Raw genomic sequence first — 13344 nt, forward strand, 5'->3', positions numbered from 1 at the left:
TTTACGATCGACGATCCAAGCCTCCCCAACTGGGCCCCGGCGTCCGCCGGGGAAGTAGGGAGGGTGACGCACTAAAGGGAGGGGCGGGACATGACCGGGGCGGTACTGGCGGAACTGATGGCGCAGGTGACGCGCGAGGGGGGCGACCTGCTGTCCCTGCGCGCGATCGCGGAGGAGGCGGGCGAACTGGGCGCGACGCGCGCGATGACGCGGCTGGGGCTGGCCGACGAGAAGGCGCAGGCCGATCTGGCCGAACTGCGCGACCTGCTGGGCGCGTGGCGCGACGCCAAGAAATCGGCGTGGAAGGCGGTGCTGGGCTGGGCGATGCGGCTGGTGATGGCGCTGCTGCTGGCGGGCCTCGCGATGCGGCTGGGTTTCGCGGCGTGGCTGGAGTGAGCGTGGCTGGAGTGAGCGTGCGGTTTGAGGGCTATGCCGCGCGGTTCGACCGGGTGGACCGGGCGGGCGACGTGATGCGGGCCGGCGCCTTTGGTCCGGTCGATCCGGTGCCGCTGCTGCTGGCGCATCATGGGCATCCGGTGGGGGCGATCGAGGCGATCGGCGAGGATGCGGACGGCCTGCGCGTGACGGGACGGGTCGACGATCCCGAGCTGGCGCTGCTGGTGCGGCGGGGCGCGGTGGCGGGGTTGTCGGTGGGATACCGGCCGCTGGCGGTGCGGCAGGGCGCGCGGCGCGAACTGCTGCGCGTGACGCTGGTCGAGGTGAGTCTGGTCGCGGTGCCGATGCAGCCGCACGCGCGGATTTCGCGGGTTTTCGAAACCGACGACCGCTGAACCCCGGCCGTTCGTGCCGAGCGCAGTCGAAGCACCTTGAGGAGAGGGGGCCTTCGACCGCGCTCAGGCCGAACGGAGGGGGCGGAAGGTTTCACGGGTTTTCTGACAGTTTCATCAAGGGGGGAATGACATGGACGTGGTCGACAGGCCGGCGCTGGATGGCGCACGGGTGCAGGAAACGGGTGCGGCGTTCGCGGGGTTCGTGCGGACGGGCGCGACGATCGAGATGAAGGCGTTCACCGGCGTATCGGGGGATGCCGGCGGTTATGCGGTCCCGCGTGAGATCGATGCGACGATCGACCGCGCGCTGGTGACGGCCTCGCCGATCCGGCAGATCGCCAACGTGGTGAAGGTCGGCTCGGCGGGGTATCGCAAGCTGGTGACGACGGGGGGCACGCCGTCCGGCTGGGCATCGGAGGTGGCGGCGCGGCCGGGCACCGCGACGCCGGTGTTCCAGGAGATCGCGCCGCCATCGGGCGAGCTCTATGCCAATCCCAGCGCCAGCCAGGCGATGCTGGACGATGCCGCGTTCGACGTGGAGGAATGGCTGGCCGGGGAGATCGCGACCGAGTTCGGCCGGGCCGAGGGCGCGGCGTTCGTCAACGGCAATGGCGTGAACCAGCCAAAGGGGTTCCTGGCCGGGCCGACCTCGCCGGCGGGGGACGGGGTGCGCCCGTTCGGGACGATCCAGCATCTGATCAGCGGGACGACGGGCGATTTCGGCGCCAACCCCCAGGACCGGCTGATCGACCTCGTCCAGTTGTTGCGTGCGCCGTACCGGCAGGGGGCGTGCTTCGTGATGAACGCCGGCACGCTGGCGCGCATCCGCAAGTTCAAGACCAATGATGGCGCGTTCGTGTGGCAACCGTCGCTGAGTGCGGGGCAACCGGCAACGCTGCTCGGCTATCCGGTGGTCGAGGCGGAGGAGATGCCCGATATCGCCGCGGGTACGCCGTCGGTCGCGTTCGGCAATTTCCGCGCGGGATATCTGATCGCGGAACGGGGCGAGACCGCGATCCTGCGCGATCCCTATTCGAACAAGCCGTTCGTCAGCTTCTACGCGACCAAGCGGATCGGCGGCTGCGTGATGAACGCGGAGGCGATCAAGCTGCTGAAATTCGCCGCGAACTGACGATGACGGGCACCCCCGTTCCGGTGGAGCGGGGGTCGCCGGGGGGAGACGGGCATGGCTGAGACGGGGGTGACCGAGACGGGGTTGGCTGACACGGGGGTCCCGGCGGCCACGATCGCAGGGGCGGTCGGGGCGGCGCGGGAATTGCTGCGCCTGACGGGGCATGACGAGGACGGGCTGCTGACCCGCCTCGTCCGTACCGCGCTGGAGGCGGCGGAGATCTGGTGCGGCGTGGCGCTGGCGGCGCGGCCCTGCGAGGAGGTGCTGACCGGCACCGGCGGCTGGCAGGTGCTGCGGCAGCGGCCGGTGACAGCGATCACCGAGGTCACCGGCGTCGGGCTGGCAGATCATGCGATCGACATCGATGCGGCGGGGCGGGGGCGGGTGATGCTGCCCGCCGGCACGACCGCGACGGTGCGCTACGCCGCGGGCACGGCGGCGCGGTGGGGCGCGGTGCCGGGGCCGGTGGCGCAGGGCGTGGTGATGCTGGCGGTGCATCTGTGGGAACATCGCGGCGGCGGGGCCGCGCCGCCGGCGGCGGTGGCGGCGCTGTGGCGGCCGTACCGGCGGCTGGGGATCGGGGCGTGAGCGCGGTCGAGCGTATCGCCGAGCGGGCGATGGCGCGGGTGCGCGCACGGCTGATCGCGGCGCTGCCGGTGACGGAGCGGGGCGACGATCTGGTGCTGCAGGGGCCGCGATCAGTGCTGCGCTGGCCGGCGGGGGCGCTGCGGTGAGGGCGTTGCTGATCGCGGGGGTGGTCGCCCGGCTGCGCGCCGCGCCGGCGTTGCGCGACGTGGCGGTGTTCGATGCGCCGCCGGTGCGTGCCGCCCTGCCCCATGCGCTGGTCGAGGAACCGGTGCTGGCGGACTGGGGCACGAAGGACTGGCGCGGGCGGGAGGGGCGGCTGGCGGTGACGCTGGCCGATGGCGGCGAACGGCCGGTGCGGCTGCGCGGGCTGCTGGCGGCGGTCGAGGACTGGCTGCCGGAGATGCCGTCCGACCTGGGGGCGGGATGGCGGCTGGTGCAGTTGCGGTTCCTGCGCAGCCGGATGGCCCGCAGCGGGCAGGGGTCGGGGGAGCGGTGGACGGGCACCGCGGAGTTCATGGTCAGGATGGGGGAGACGGAACGATGATCGAGAAGGGCAGCGCATTCCTGCTGAAGGTGGGCGACGGGGCGACGCCTCCCGTTTTTGCAACCGTGGCGGGGCTGCGCACGACGCAGCTGTCCGTCAACGGCGAGGCGGTGGTGGTGACCAACAAGGATTCGGGCGGCTGGCGGCAATTGCTGTCGGGCGCGGGGGTGCGATCGGTCAGCGTGTCGGGCGCGGGGGTGTTCACCGGATCGGCGGCGGAAGCGCGGCTGCGCGGCCATGCGCTGTCGGGCATGCTGGACGATTACCGGCTGAGCTTCGAGGGCGGCGAGACGATGACCGGGCGGTTCCTGGTCACGCGGCTGGACTATGCCGGGGATTTCAACGGCGAGCGGTCGTACACCTTGTCGCTGGAGAGTTCCGGTCAGGTGGTGGCGGCGTGAGCGCGGCGGCGAACCCGGTGCGGGGCGAGGCGGATCTGCGGGTGAACGGCGAGGCGGTGGTGCTGCGCCCGTCCTTCGCGGCGCTGGTCGCGGCGGAGGGCGAACTGGGGTCGCTGTTTGAACTGGTCGAGCGGGCGGCGGCCGGGCGGCTGTCGCTGGCCGAGACGGTGGCGTTGTTCTGGCACTGCGTCGTCGATCGGCCCGACTGGCTGACGCGCGCGGCGCTGGGTGAGGCGGTGGCGGCGCGTGGGCTGGCGATGGCGACGCCGCCGCTGCGGGTGCTGCTGGGGCAGATACTGGCGGGGCGATGACGACCTTCGCGCAAGCCGCCGGGCGGCTGGCGGGACAGGCGGGAGCGGTGCTGGGCTGGTCGCCCGCCGCATTCTGGGCCGCGACGCCGGCGGAGGTGGCGGCGGTGGTCGGGGCGCTGGCGGGCGAGATGGCGGCGCCGCCCGACCCGGCGACGATCGCACGATTGAGGGAGGCGTTTCCGGATGGATGAGGAAATCGAGCGGCTGGTGATCGCGGTGCGCGCGGACACCGCCGGCTTCGCCCGCGACGTGGCGCAGATGCGCGGCGAGCTGGGCGGCGGGCTGGGCGAGGGCGCGGAGCGGGCGGGGCGGCTGATCGAGGGATCGCTGCTGCGCGCGGTGCGCGGCGGCAAGCTGGGGTTCGACGACCTGCGCGCCACGGCGTTGCGCGCGCTGGACGATATCGCCGGGGCGGCGCTGCGCGGGGGCGTGCGGGCGTTGCTGGGGGATGGCGGATTGGGATCGGCCTTGGCCGGGCTGCTGGGCGCGCCGGGGCGGGCGACGGGCGGGCCGGTGACGGCGGGCCGCGCCTATACGGTCGGCGAGCGGGGACCGGAGCTGTTCGTGCCCACGGGGTACGGACGGATCGAGTCGATCGCGGCGGCATCCCCGCGCGAGGTGCGGGTGGCGATCACCGTCAACGCCGCAGCCGGCACGGCGCCGGGGGTGCTGATGCAGTCCAGCCGGCAGGTGGCGCGCGCGGTGCGGGCGGCGCTGGCCGAGGGGTGAGGGAGCGATATGGGGCATTGGCTGGCGCGGGCACGGACGGTGCAGGCGGAGGATGTGATCGCGCGGTTCGATCCGCGGTTCTGGACGGTGAACTTCCCCCGGCCGATGATGGCGTCGGTCGTCACGACCGCGCCGGATGCGTTGCGGGTGGAGGCGGTGTTCCACCGAGGGGACGATCTGGCGGGGCTGATCTGGGCATCGGAGGACCGGGTCGACCATGTCCTGCTGCGGTACGAGACGGCGCGCGATTTCCGCGACTGCCGCCTGCGGTTCCGGTGGCGGTCGGGCGGGATCATACCGTTGGACGCGGTGAACGGCCCGGTGCTGACGATCGAGGGGCGCGACGAGCAGGGCGTGGCGCGGGCGTGGTATGTGCGGCTGTGGAACTATGCGACCGGCACGCCCGAGGATGCGGCGGTGGCGATCGATTTCGCGCAGGTCGCCGGCGGGTTCCTGCACCCGCAGGAGGCCGATCCGGTCTGGGCGGGGGACATCGACCGGATGTTCGTGTCGCTGGTGCCGCCGGGGCATACCGGCTCGGCCGAACCGCTGGCGATGCCGGCGGAGGGCTGGGCGGAGCTGAGCGACATGGTGTGCGAGGGACCGGGATCGGTGCTGGCGATCGGCGCGGCGGTGGTGCCCGAACACGGGCTGGCGATCGCCAGCGGCTATGACGACAGTTACGACCTGACGCCGGCCCGGCTGCTGCGCAACGCGCTGCATCTGGGGTATCGCGGGGCGATCGTCCATTATGTCGGGATGAGCCATTATTTCCGGCTCGAACGGCAGGGTGACGGGTTTTACGTCAGTCTGGCGGGTGGCGTGCTGAACGGGCCGTGCGCGGCGTGGCATCGCGATTTCGCGGGCCGGGCGCGGGCGCTGGGTTATGACGTGATCTGGTCGCTGTCGTACGAACTGTTCGACGCGCATTGCTGGCAGGACTGGAAGCAGCGGGCGGCGGACGGATCGCCGGCGCTGACCGGGTGGGAACCGCCGTCGACGCTGCTCAGCCCGGCGCATGACGGGGCGATGGCGTATCTGCGGGCCGTGGCGGCGGCGTTCATGGCGATCGCGGTGGCGGCGGGACTGTCGCCGAAGTTTCAGGTCGGCGAGCCGTGGTGGTGGGTGCAGCCGGACGGGCACCGGCCCTGCCTGTACGACGCGGCGGCGGTGGTGGCGTTCGCGCCGGTGCCGATCGCGTCGATGCGAGGGGCAATGACGGCGGCGCAGCGCGAGACGCTGGATCGGGCGGGGGCGTGCCTGGCGGCATCGACCGCGGCGCTGGTGGCGGCGGCGAAAAGCGCTGTGATCGACGCGGGCGGTGGCGGCTGCGTCAGCCATCTGCTGACCTATCTGCCGACCGTGCTCGATCCCGCCGCGCCCGAGGCGAAGCGCGCGAACATGCCGGTCGGCTGGGCGAGCCCCGCCTTCGACGTGCTGCAACTGGAGGATTACGACTGGGCGGCGGCGGGCGATGCGGTGTCGACCGCGCGCGGGGTCGCGGCGGCGGAAGCGCGGCTGGGCTATCCGGCGACCCGCCAGCATTACCTGTCGGGCTTCGTGTTGCGGCCCGACCAGTCCGCGCAGTGGCGGGCGATCGAGGCGGCGGCGGAGACGGCGCGGGCACGGGGCGTCGCGATGACGGTGCTGTGGGCGCTGCCGCAGGTGATGCGCGACGGCTTCGTCCATTTCGACACATCGGGGGAGGACACCGTGCAGGCATTCGACGACGTGGCGTTTCCGCTGGCGCTGGGGCGCGAGGCGGAGGTGGCGCCGACCTTTTCGACTCAGGTGATGACCGCGGGCGGCGGCGCGGAACAGCGCAACGCGGCGTGGGCGGAGGCGCGGGCGACGTATGATGTCGGGCCGGGGCTGCGATCGGAGGAGGATATCGCCGCGCTGCTCGACTTCTACCGAGCGCGGATAGGGCCGGCGCGCGGGTTTCGCCTGCGCGACCCGTTCGACTGGCAGGCGGCGGGCGTGCTGATCGGCACGGGCGATGGCGCGGGGCGGCGGTTCGCGCTGGTGAAGCGGTATGGCGACAGCGTGCGGCGGATCACCCGGCCGGAGGCGGGCAGCGTCGTGGTGCAGGTGGACGGGATCGCGACCGGCTTTGCGATGGAGCCGGGGGGATGGGCGGTGCTGGACGTGCCACCGGCGGCGGGGGCGGCGGTGACCGCGTCGTTCCGCTTCGACGTGCCGGTGCGCTTCGCCGAGGACCGGCTGGCTGTGAGCCGTGCGACCTTCCGGGCGGGAATGGCCGCGTCGGTGCCGCTGATCGAACTGCGCGAGGTGGCCGCGTGAGCTGGCTGGACGCGGAACTGGCGACGGTGGCGTTGTGCTGGCGGATCGAGCGGCGCGACGGAGTGGCGATCGGGCTGACCGCGCACCATCGCGATCTGGATATCGACGGGCTGATCCACCGCGCCGCGCCCGGCATGGTGCCCTCCGCCGTCCGCCGCGAGATCGGGCTGGAGGCGGACACGATGGAGGTGGCCGGCGCGCTGGACGGCGCGGCGATCGACGGGCGCGACCTGCTGGCAGGGCGCTGGGACGGCGCGCGGGTGGCGGTGTTCGCGGTCGACTGGACCGGGGGTGCAAGCAGGGTCGATCTGGGCGAGGGCGTGATCGGGGCGGTGGAGATGGCGGACGGCCGCTTCTCCGCCGAACTGACCGGGCCGGGCGCGGCGCTGGACCGGCGGCGGTGGAGGACACCTCGCCCGAATGTCGCGCCACGCTGGGCGACCGGCGGTGCCGGGTGGCGATGGCGGCGCGGCGGCGGTTCGCGCGGGTGGTGTCGGCAGACGGCGCGACGCTGGTGCTGGATGCCGAAGAACCGGTGGCGGATGGCTGGGGCGGCGGCACGCTGCGCTGGTTCGGCGGTGCGAATGGCGGGCTGGAGAGCGCCGTCGCCCGATCGGCGGGGGCGGTGGTGACGCTGCGCTCGCCACCGGTGTTCGCAGTGGTGGCGGGGGTGCTCGTGGAAGTGGCGGAGGGGTGCGACAAGTCGCTGGCGACCTGCGCGACCCGGTTCGGCAACGCCGCGAACTTTCGAGGGGAACCGCATTTGCCGGGGATCGACCTGCTGACGCGGTGGCCCGGCAATTGAGCGCGGTGACGCGCGCCAGGGCGCTGCTGGGGGTGCGGTTCCGGTGGCAGGGACGGGATGGGGACGGGCTGGACTGCGTGGGGCTGGCGGCGCTGGCGCTGGGATTGCGGGGGGTGCCGGGCGGGTATCGGCTGCGGGGGGGCGATGCGGCGGTGGCGGCGGCGTGGCTCGACGCGCGGCTGATGCGGGTGGCGGCGTGGGCGGCGGGCGACCTGCTGCTGGTCCGCTCCGGCCCGGGACAGCTGCACTGCGCGATCTGGACGGGTGACGGGATGATCCATGCCGATGCCGGCTTGGGCCGGGTGGTGGAGCGGCCGGGGATGCCGCCCTGGCCGGTGATCGGGGCGTGGCGGCAGGCTTAGGGCGAAAACGGGGGAAATAAGCGATGGCGACGCTGGTGTTGACGGCGCTGGGCACGGCGGTGGGCGGGCCGATCGGGGGCGCGATCGGCGGCGTGCTGGGCAATCTGGTCGACCGGCGGGTGCTGGGTACGGCGCGCGAGGGACCACGGCTGACCGAACTGGCGGTGCAGACCTCGTCCTATGGCACGCCGATTCCGCAGCTGTTCGGGGCGATCCGGGTCGCCGGCACGGTGATCTGGGCGACGGACCTGAAGGAAGCCCGCGGCGGCGGCGGCGGCGGCGGCGGCAAGGGGCAGCCGACGACGACGACCTACAGCTATTCGGCATCGTTCGCAGTGCTGCTGTCGGCGCGGGCGATCCGGCGGGTGGGGCGAATCTGGGCGGACGGGCGGCTGATCCGGGGCGCGGCCGGCGACCTGAAGGTGAAGGCGACCTTGCGCGTCCATACCGGCGGCGAGGACCAGCCGGTCGATCCCCTGATCGCCAGCGCGGAAGGGGCGGCGCCTGCGTATCGCGGCATGGCCTATCTGGTGTGGGAGGACCTGCCGCTCGCGGAGTTCGGCAACCGCCTGCCGTCGCTGACGGTCGAGGTGGTGGCGGACGATGCGCCGGTATCGACCGCCACCGTGGCGGCGGCGATGGTGGCGGGGGCGGCCGGGGGCACGGCGACGGTGGCGGGCTTCGCGGCCAGCGGCAGCGTGCGTGGGGTGCTGGCGGTGCTGGCCGGGCTGGAGGATGGCTGGTGGATGCCGGTCGGCGCGGGGTTGCGGCTGGCGACGGCCAGCGACGAGGCGCGGTCGATCGAGGATGCCGGCGTCGGGGTGGCGGCGCTGGAGGGTCCGGCACGGGGGCGGTCGATCGCGCCGCTCGACCGGGTGCCGCGGACGATCGAGATCGGCCATTACGAGGCGGCGCGCGATTATCAGGCGGGGTTGCAGCGTGCGGTGCGGCCGGGGCCGGGCCGCTCGACGCAGCGCACCGAGATGCCGGTGGTACTGACCGCGCCCGGCGCCAAGACGCTGGCGGACCGGATGCTGGCCCGCGCCGAGGCGGACCGGACGCGGCGGACGATGACGCTGGGGCTTGCCGGCATGGAAATCGTGCCGGGCATGGTGGCGGCGATCGCGGGGGAAGCCGGGCGCTGGCGGGTGCTGGACGCGACGGTGACGGGCATGGCGACGCGGCTGACGCTGGCGCCGGTCGCGCCGACGATGCTGCCGTCGACGCGGGCCAGCGGCGGCCGGGTGGCGGCGGCGGTGGATGCGCCGATCGGCGCGACGCTGCTGCATGTCGCCGAACTGCCGGCCCTGGACGATACGCTGCTCGCCGCGCCGCGGCTGACGGTACTGGCGGGCGGTGCGGGCGCGGGCTGGCGGCAGGCGGCGCTGTTGTGGAGCGCGGACGGCGGCGCCAGCTGGACACCGGCGGGGACGACCGGCGCGCCCGCCGTGATCGGTACGGTCGAGGCGATCGCGCCGGTCGCTACCACCACTGTCCGGGACATGGCGGGGGCGATCGTGGTGCAACTGGCGCGCGCCGACACGATGCTGGACGATGCCGATGACGCGGGGCTGGTCGATGGTGCCAATCTGGCGGTGATCGGCGGCGAACTGATGCAGTTCGGCCACGCGGAACCGCTGGGCGACCGGCGCTGGCGGCTGACACGATTGTTGCGGGCGCGGCGCGGCAGCGATGCCGGCGCGGCGGGGGGTCGCTTCGCGCTGATCGAGCCGGCGGCGGTGCGGACGATCGACCTGCCATTGGCGGCGATCGGCGCGGAAATCCGGGTGCTGGCGAGCGGCGTCGGCGATGCCGATCCGGTCGAGGTGCGGACCCGGCTGACCGGTGCATCGGTGCGCCCGCCCGCCCCGGTGCATCTCCACTATGCGGATGGTGTGCTGCGCTGGACGCGGCGGAGCCGGGCCGGATGGCGCTGGAGCGACGGCGTGGAGGCGCCGCTGGTCGAGGAGACGGAAGCGTACCGGGTGACGGTGACCGCTGGCGACGTGGCGGGCGGCGACGTGGTGAGCGACGTTGCGACCGACCGGCCGTGGCTGGCGATCCCGACGATGGCGGACGCGACCGTGACGGTGCGGCAAGTCGGCACCTGGGCGGAATCCGCCGCGGTATCGCTGCGATGGGATGGGTGAGGGGGGATGACGATGACGACGACACCACGGTTGAGCCTGCCGCTGATCGAGCCGGGGCAGGCGCAGAAGGAACTGTTCCACAACGAATCGCTGCTGCTGATCGACGCCGCCGTGCAGGCGGGCGTGGTCGCGGTCGGCACGGAACCGCCCGCGCCCGATCCGGTGGAGGGCGATTGCTGGGTGATCGGGCCCGCACCGATCGGGGTATGGGAGGGACATGGCCAGAAACTGGCGATGTGGACGGCGGGCGGCTGGCGATTTCTGAATCCGCCCGAGGGCATGGCCGTATGGGACCGGGCGACGGGATGCCTGTGGCGGCATCGTTCGGGTATGTGGTTGCGCGGAAACACAATCCCGGCCGCGACCGGCGGCACGACGATCGACGAGGGTGCGCGCCAGATGCTGGCGGCGGTGATCGAGGTGCTGCGCGGCCATGGTCTGGTCGCGTGAAAACCTGTGGCGCCAGGGCAACAGTCGCGAAAGTTTGTCGCCTTGCCGTGAAACCATCCGTTCGATAGTGGGTTTGCGCACTCCGTAGTGACACTCAAGAAAGGGGATTATGATGCGGAAGGTTGCCATTGTTCTGGCACTTGCCTCCACAGCGATTGCTGCTCCCGCCCTCGCCCGCGACAAGTCGTGGTACGTAGGCGTGGAAGGCGGCGCGATGATTGTCGAGGATATCGATTATGATATCACCGGCGCCACCGCGGCTGCCACCGGCACCGGTACGGTCGATCACGATTACGGCTTCGATGTCGATGGCGTGGTCGGTTATGACTTCGGTGGTTTCCGTCTGGAAACCGAAGTCGGCTACCGTCGCGCCACCGTCGACGGCTTCTCGTCGACCACCACCACCCCGCGCTTCAATGCGGCCGGCGTTCGCAGCGATGCGGCCGCAGGTTCGTATGACGTTGCCGGCGGTCGCAGCTCGGCGCTCAGCTTCATGCTGAACGGCCTGCTCGACTTCGGCGATGACGATGCGATCCAGGGCTTTGTCGGCGGCGGCGTGGGCGTCGCCCGCGTGCAGGTCAACTATGGCCTGAACACGCAGCGCGACTTCGTCGACGACAGCGACACCGTGTTCGCATGGCAGGCGCTGGCGGGTATCCGTGCACCGCTGACCGAGAACATCGACGCGACGCTGAAGTATCGTTTCTTCAACGCCGAGAACGTCAAGCTGGTCGACGTCGCCAACCGTACGCTGGACGGCCGGTTCCGCTCGCACAGCGTGCTGGGTGGCCTGACGTACAACTTCGGTTCGCCGACCCCGCCGCCGCCGCCGCCGCCGCCCCCCGCGGACGTGCCGCCGCCCCCGCCCCCGCCGCCGGCTCCTGTGCCGGAAGCGGTTCCCTGCTCGCCGGGTCCGTTCATCGTGTTCTTCGAGTGGAACAAGTCGGACATTACCCCGGAAGCGGCGTCGATCCTCGACAACGCCGTGACGCAGTATCAGAGCTGCGGCAGTGCGCAGGTCCAGCTGGCGGGTTACACCGACACCTCGGGCGCCGCGTCCTACAACCAGGGCCTGTCGCAGCGTCGCGCAGACGCGGTGAAGGCGTACATGAGCTCGCGCTCGATCCCGGACAGCGTCATCACGACCAGCGCGTTCGGCGAAACCAACCTGCGCGTGCAGACCGCCGATGGCGTCCGCGAAGTGCAGAACCGTCGCGTGGAAATCACGTACGGTCAGGGCGCAGGCCAGTAAGGCTTACGTTCTACGTAAAAGAGGGGAGGTCGGTGCAAGCCGGCCTCCCTTTTTTGTTGTCCGTCGTGGAGCGACATCGCTGCGGGACAGAGGCCGCGGGACAGGGATGGTTGCGGCATTGCCCCGGCAAGCGGGCCGGCTATCGATCGATCCGGCAGGGGGACGGCGGCAGGCGGGGGCCGACCGCCATATCCGATCCCATGCCCATCAGGACGTCAGGTCGACCGACGCAGGGGCTGCCATTCCAGCCGCGCGATGCTGCGCCATAGCCATTCGAACGGACCGTACCGATAGCGGTGCAGCCATGACGTCGACCAGCCGAGCATCAGCCCCCAGGCGACCGGCACCAATCCATAGAGCGCGGCACGATGCCATTCGCCGAACTGCCCGAACCCCCAGCCGAACAGGCAGGTCATGGCGATGCTGGTCACCAGATAGTTGCTGAACGCGGTCCGGCCGGTGGCGGCGAACCATGCGCTCCAGCGGCCACCGGGGCGGACGAGCAACAGGATCAGCGCCGCATAACCGACGGCGCCCGCCATCCGCAGCGGCTCCGCCCCGACCAGCGATGCGCCGTACACCCATGGAAGGGCGAAGCGATGGTGCAGGACGAGCAGGCCGAGCGCCGCATAGCCGGCCAGCGACAGGCCGAGGCACGTCACCGCCCAGCGGCGGTAGCGTGCGCGCGACCATGCGCCGGTCAGAAAGCCGGTGCGATACGCCGCCATGCCGAGCAGGATCGCCCCCAGCGTCTGCGGACCGACCACCAGCAGGCCGATCAGCGGGCTGGTGGCATGATGCCAGCGCCATGCGACGCCGGTCAGCCAGCCGCCATTCTGCGCCGCGACCTCTGCAAGGATCGTCGCGGCGGGTGGCGTGCCGAACACCGCCGCATAGCCGTTCCATGTCGCGATCGCCCGGGGCGTATCGCGCGCGGCGGCGGCGATCAGCATGGCCAGTCCGCTTGCCGACATCGCCAGTCCCAATAACGTGACGGCGATACCGATCGCGATCAGCGGGCGGGGGGACAGGCGCCTGAAGGGCCAGGCGATCAGCCCGACCAGCGCATAATGGCTGAGGATATCGCCCCACCAGACCAGCCACAGATGCATGCAGCCGATCGCGAACAGGGCCGCCATCCGGGCGATATGGATCTGGCCCGGATCGTCCCCTGACAGACAGGCCCGATCCGCGACGATCAGCATCGACGCGCCGAACAGGAACGAGAACAACCCGCGCATCCGCCCTTCGACGAGGACGAAGTTGGCGAACCAGACCGCGATATCGGCCGGCCCCGTGCCCCCCGCCGCGGCCGGCGAGAAATAGGCCGCGCCCGGCAGCGCGAAGGCGGGCAGGTTGGCGACGAGGATGCCCATCACCGCCACCCCGCGGATCACGTCGAGCGAGACGATCCGGTCCACCGGTCGACCGGCGGCGTCAATAGGGGTGGCGGCAGGGTCGGCAGGGGCCATGGTGTCGGCCCTTGCCCTGCACCACCCGCCCCGACAAGCCGGAGCAGGCGATG

The 13344-nt window shown here is 72.1% G+C and carries 16 protein-coding genes and 1 pseudogene; 16 read left to right on the forward strand and 1 reads right to left on the reverse strand.

The window, feature by feature from the left end:
- Window positions 1-90 precede the first annotated feature (90 nt).
- The 16 genes and pseudogenes from ABD719_RS01140 to ABD719_RS01215 all read left to right on the forward strand — a co-directional run bounded on the left by ABD719_RS01140 (window position 91) and on the right by ABD719_RS01215 (window position 11819).
- Window positions 91-396, forward strand: a complete 306-nt coding sequence (locus tag ABD719_RS01140; RefSeq protein WP_344691460.1) for a DUF6127 family protein — start codon at window positions 91-93, stop codon at window positions 394-396.
- Window positions 397-407: 11 nt separating this feature from the next.
- On the forward strand, window positions 408-791 hold the full coding sequence (locus ABD719_RS01145; RefSeq protein ID WP_344691462.1) for an HK97 family phage prohead protease: 384 nt from the start codon (window positions 408-410) through the stop codon (window positions 789-791).
- 130 nt (window positions 792-921) lie between these two features.
- On the forward strand, window positions 922-1923 hold the full coding sequence (locus ABD719_RS01150) for a phage major capsid protein (protein WP_344691464.1): 1002 nt from the start codon (window positions 922-924) through the stop codon (window positions 1921-1923).
- A 54-nt stretch (window positions 1924-1977) separates the two neighbouring features.
- On the forward strand, window positions 1978-2511 hold the full coding sequence (locus tag ABD719_RS01155) for a head-tail connector protein (RefSeq protein ID WP_344691466.1): 534 nt from the start codon (window positions 1978-1980) through the stop codon (window positions 2509-2511).
- Window positions 2508-2657 (forward strand): hypothetical protein, encoded by a 150-nt coding sequence (locus tag ABD719_RS01160; protein ID WP_344691468.1) that lies wholly within the window; start codon window positions 2508-2510, stop codon window positions 2655-2657. Before ABD719_RS01155 ends, ABD719_RS01160 begins: the two co-directional genes overlap by 4 nt.
- Window positions 2654-3055: a DUF3168 domain-containing protein gene (locus ABD719_RS01165; protein ID WP_344691470.1), complete on the forward strand. Its 402-nt coding sequence runs from the start codon at window positions 2654-2656 to the stop codon at window positions 3053-3055. Before ABD719_RS01160 ends, ABD719_RS01165 begins: the two co-directional genes overlap by 4 nt.
- Complete coding sequence (locus ABD719_RS01170) at window positions 3052-3456, forward strand: phage major tail protein, TP901-1 family (RefSeq protein WP_344691472.1); 405 nt, start codon at window positions 3052-3054, stop codon at window positions 3454-3456. Before ABD719_RS01165 ends, ABD719_RS01170 begins: the two co-directional genes overlap by 4 nt.
- Entirely contained in the window at window positions 3453-3767 is a 315-nt protein-coding gene (locus ABD719_RS01175) for a gene transfer agent family protein (protein WP_344691474.1), read from the forward strand. The genes ABD719_RS01170 and ABD719_RS01175 overlap by 4 nt, the downstream gene beginning before the upstream one ends.
- On the forward strand, window positions 3764-3958 hold the full coding sequence (locus tag ABD719_RS01180; RefSeq protein ID WP_344691476.1) for a phage tail assembly chaperone: 195 nt from the start codon (window positions 3764-3766) through the stop codon (window positions 3956-3958). Before ABD719_RS01175 ends, ABD719_RS01180 begins: the two co-directional genes overlap by 4 nt.
- A complete protein-coding gene (locus ABD719_RS01185; protein ID WP_344691477.1) occupies window positions 3951-4496 on the forward strand; it encodes a tail tape measure protein in 546 nt (181 codons plus the stop codon). The genes ABD719_RS01180 and ABD719_RS01185 overlap by 8 nt, the downstream gene beginning before the upstream one ends.
- Window positions 4497-4505: 9 nt before the next feature.
- Window positions 4506-6800: a DUF2460 domain-containing protein gene (locus tag ABD719_RS01190; RefSeq protein WP_344691479.1), complete on the forward strand. Its 2295-nt coding sequence runs from the start codon at window positions 4506-4508 to the stop codon at window positions 6798-6800.
- Window positions 6797-7605 (forward strand): annotated as a pseudogene (locus ABD719_RS01195) (DUF2163 domain-containing protein). The gene ABD719_RS01190 and the pseudogene ABD719_RS01195 overlap by 4 nt, the downstream one beginning before the upstream one ends.
- Window positions 7602-7967 carry an NlpC/P60 family protein gene (locus tag ABD719_RS01200; protein WP_425567097.1) on the forward strand — a complete coding sequence of 122 codons (366 nt, stop codon included), beginning with the start codon at window positions 7602-7604 and terminating at the stop codon, window positions 7965-7967. The pseudogene ABD719_RS01195 and the gene ABD719_RS01200 overlap by 4 nt, the downstream one beginning before the upstream one ends.
- 23 nt (window positions 7968-7990) lie before the next feature.
- Complete coding sequence (locus ABD719_RS01205; RefSeq protein WP_344691483.1) at window positions 7991-10117, forward strand: GTA baseplate fiber-binding domain-containing protein; 2127 nt, start codon at window positions 7991-7993, stop codon at window positions 10115-10117.
- A gap of 12 nt (window positions 10118-10129) precedes the next feature.
- Window positions 10130-10567, forward strand: coding sequence for a DUF2793 domain-containing protein (locus tag ABD719_RS01210; RefSeq protein ID WP_344691485.1), 438 nt, complete (start codon window positions 10130-10132; stop codon window positions 10565-10567).
- 112 nt (window positions 10568-10679) lie between these two features.
- Window positions 10680-11819 carry an OmpA family protein gene (locus ABD719_RS01215; RefSeq protein ID WP_344691487.1) on the forward strand — a complete coding sequence of 380 codons (1140 nt, stop codon included), beginning with the start codon at window positions 10680-10682 and terminating at the stop codon, window positions 11817-11819.
- 215 nt (window positions 11820-12034) lie between these two features.
- Here the strand turns inward: ABD719_RS01215 and ABD719_RS01220 are convergent, their stop codons facing one another.
- A complete protein-coding gene (locus ABD719_RS01220) occupies window positions 12035-13291 on the reverse strand; it encodes a DUF418 domain-containing protein (protein ID WP_344691489.1) in 1257 nt (418 codons plus the stop codon).
- Window positions 13292-13344: the final 53 nt, after the last annotated feature.

Source organism: Sphingomonas cynarae (assembly GCF_039537815.1).
In the GTDB taxonomy this organism is placed as follows: Bacteria; Pseudomonadota; Alphaproteobacteria; order Sphingomonadales; family Sphingomonadaceae; genus Sphingomonas; species Sphingomonas cynarae.

Coding starts and splice junctions, on each gene's coding strand:
- ABD719_RS01140 (WP_344691460.1), top strand. CDS start 91: ATGACCGGGGCGGTACTGGCGGAACTGATGGCGCAGGTGACGCGCGAG.
- ABD719_RS01150 (WP_344691464.1), top strand. CDS start 922: ATGGACGTGGTCGACAGGCCGGCGCTGGATGGCGCACGGGTGCAGGAA.
- ABD719_RS01155 (WP_344691466.1), top strand. CDS start 1,978: ATGGCTGAGACGGGGGTGACCGAGACGGGGTTGGCTGACACGGGGGTC.
- ABD719_RS01170 (WP_344691472.1), top strand. CDS start 3,052: ATGATCGAGAAGGGCAGCGCATTCCTGCTGAAGGTGGGCGACGGGGCG.
- ABD719_RS01180 (WP_344691476.1), top strand. CDS start 3,764: ATGACGACCTTCGCGCAAGCCGCCGGGCGGCTGGCGGGACAGGCGGGA.
- ABD719_RS01185 (WP_344691477.1), top strand. CDS start 3,951: ATGGATGAGGAAATCGAGCGGCTGGTGATCGCGGTGCGCGCGGACACC.
- ABD719_RS01190 (WP_344691479.1), top strand. CDS start 4,506: ATGGGGCATTGGCTGGCGCGGGCACGGACGGTGCAGGCGGAGGATGTG.
- ABD719_RS01205 (WP_344691483.1), top strand. CDS start 7,991: ATGGCGACGCTGGTGTTGACGGCGCTGGGCACGGCGGTGGGCGGGCCG.
- ABD719_RS01210 (WP_344691485.1), top strand. CDS start 10,130: ATGACGACGACACCACGGTTGAGCCTGCCGCTGATCGAGCCGGGGCAG.
- ABD719_RS01215 (WP_344691487.1), top strand. CDS start 10,680: ATGCGGAAGGTTGCCATTGTTCTGGCACTTGCCTCCACAGCGATTGCT.
- ABD719_RS01220 (WP_344691489.1), bottom strand. CDS start 13,291: ATGGCCCCTGCCGACCCTGCCGCCACCCCTATTGACGCCGCCGGTCGA.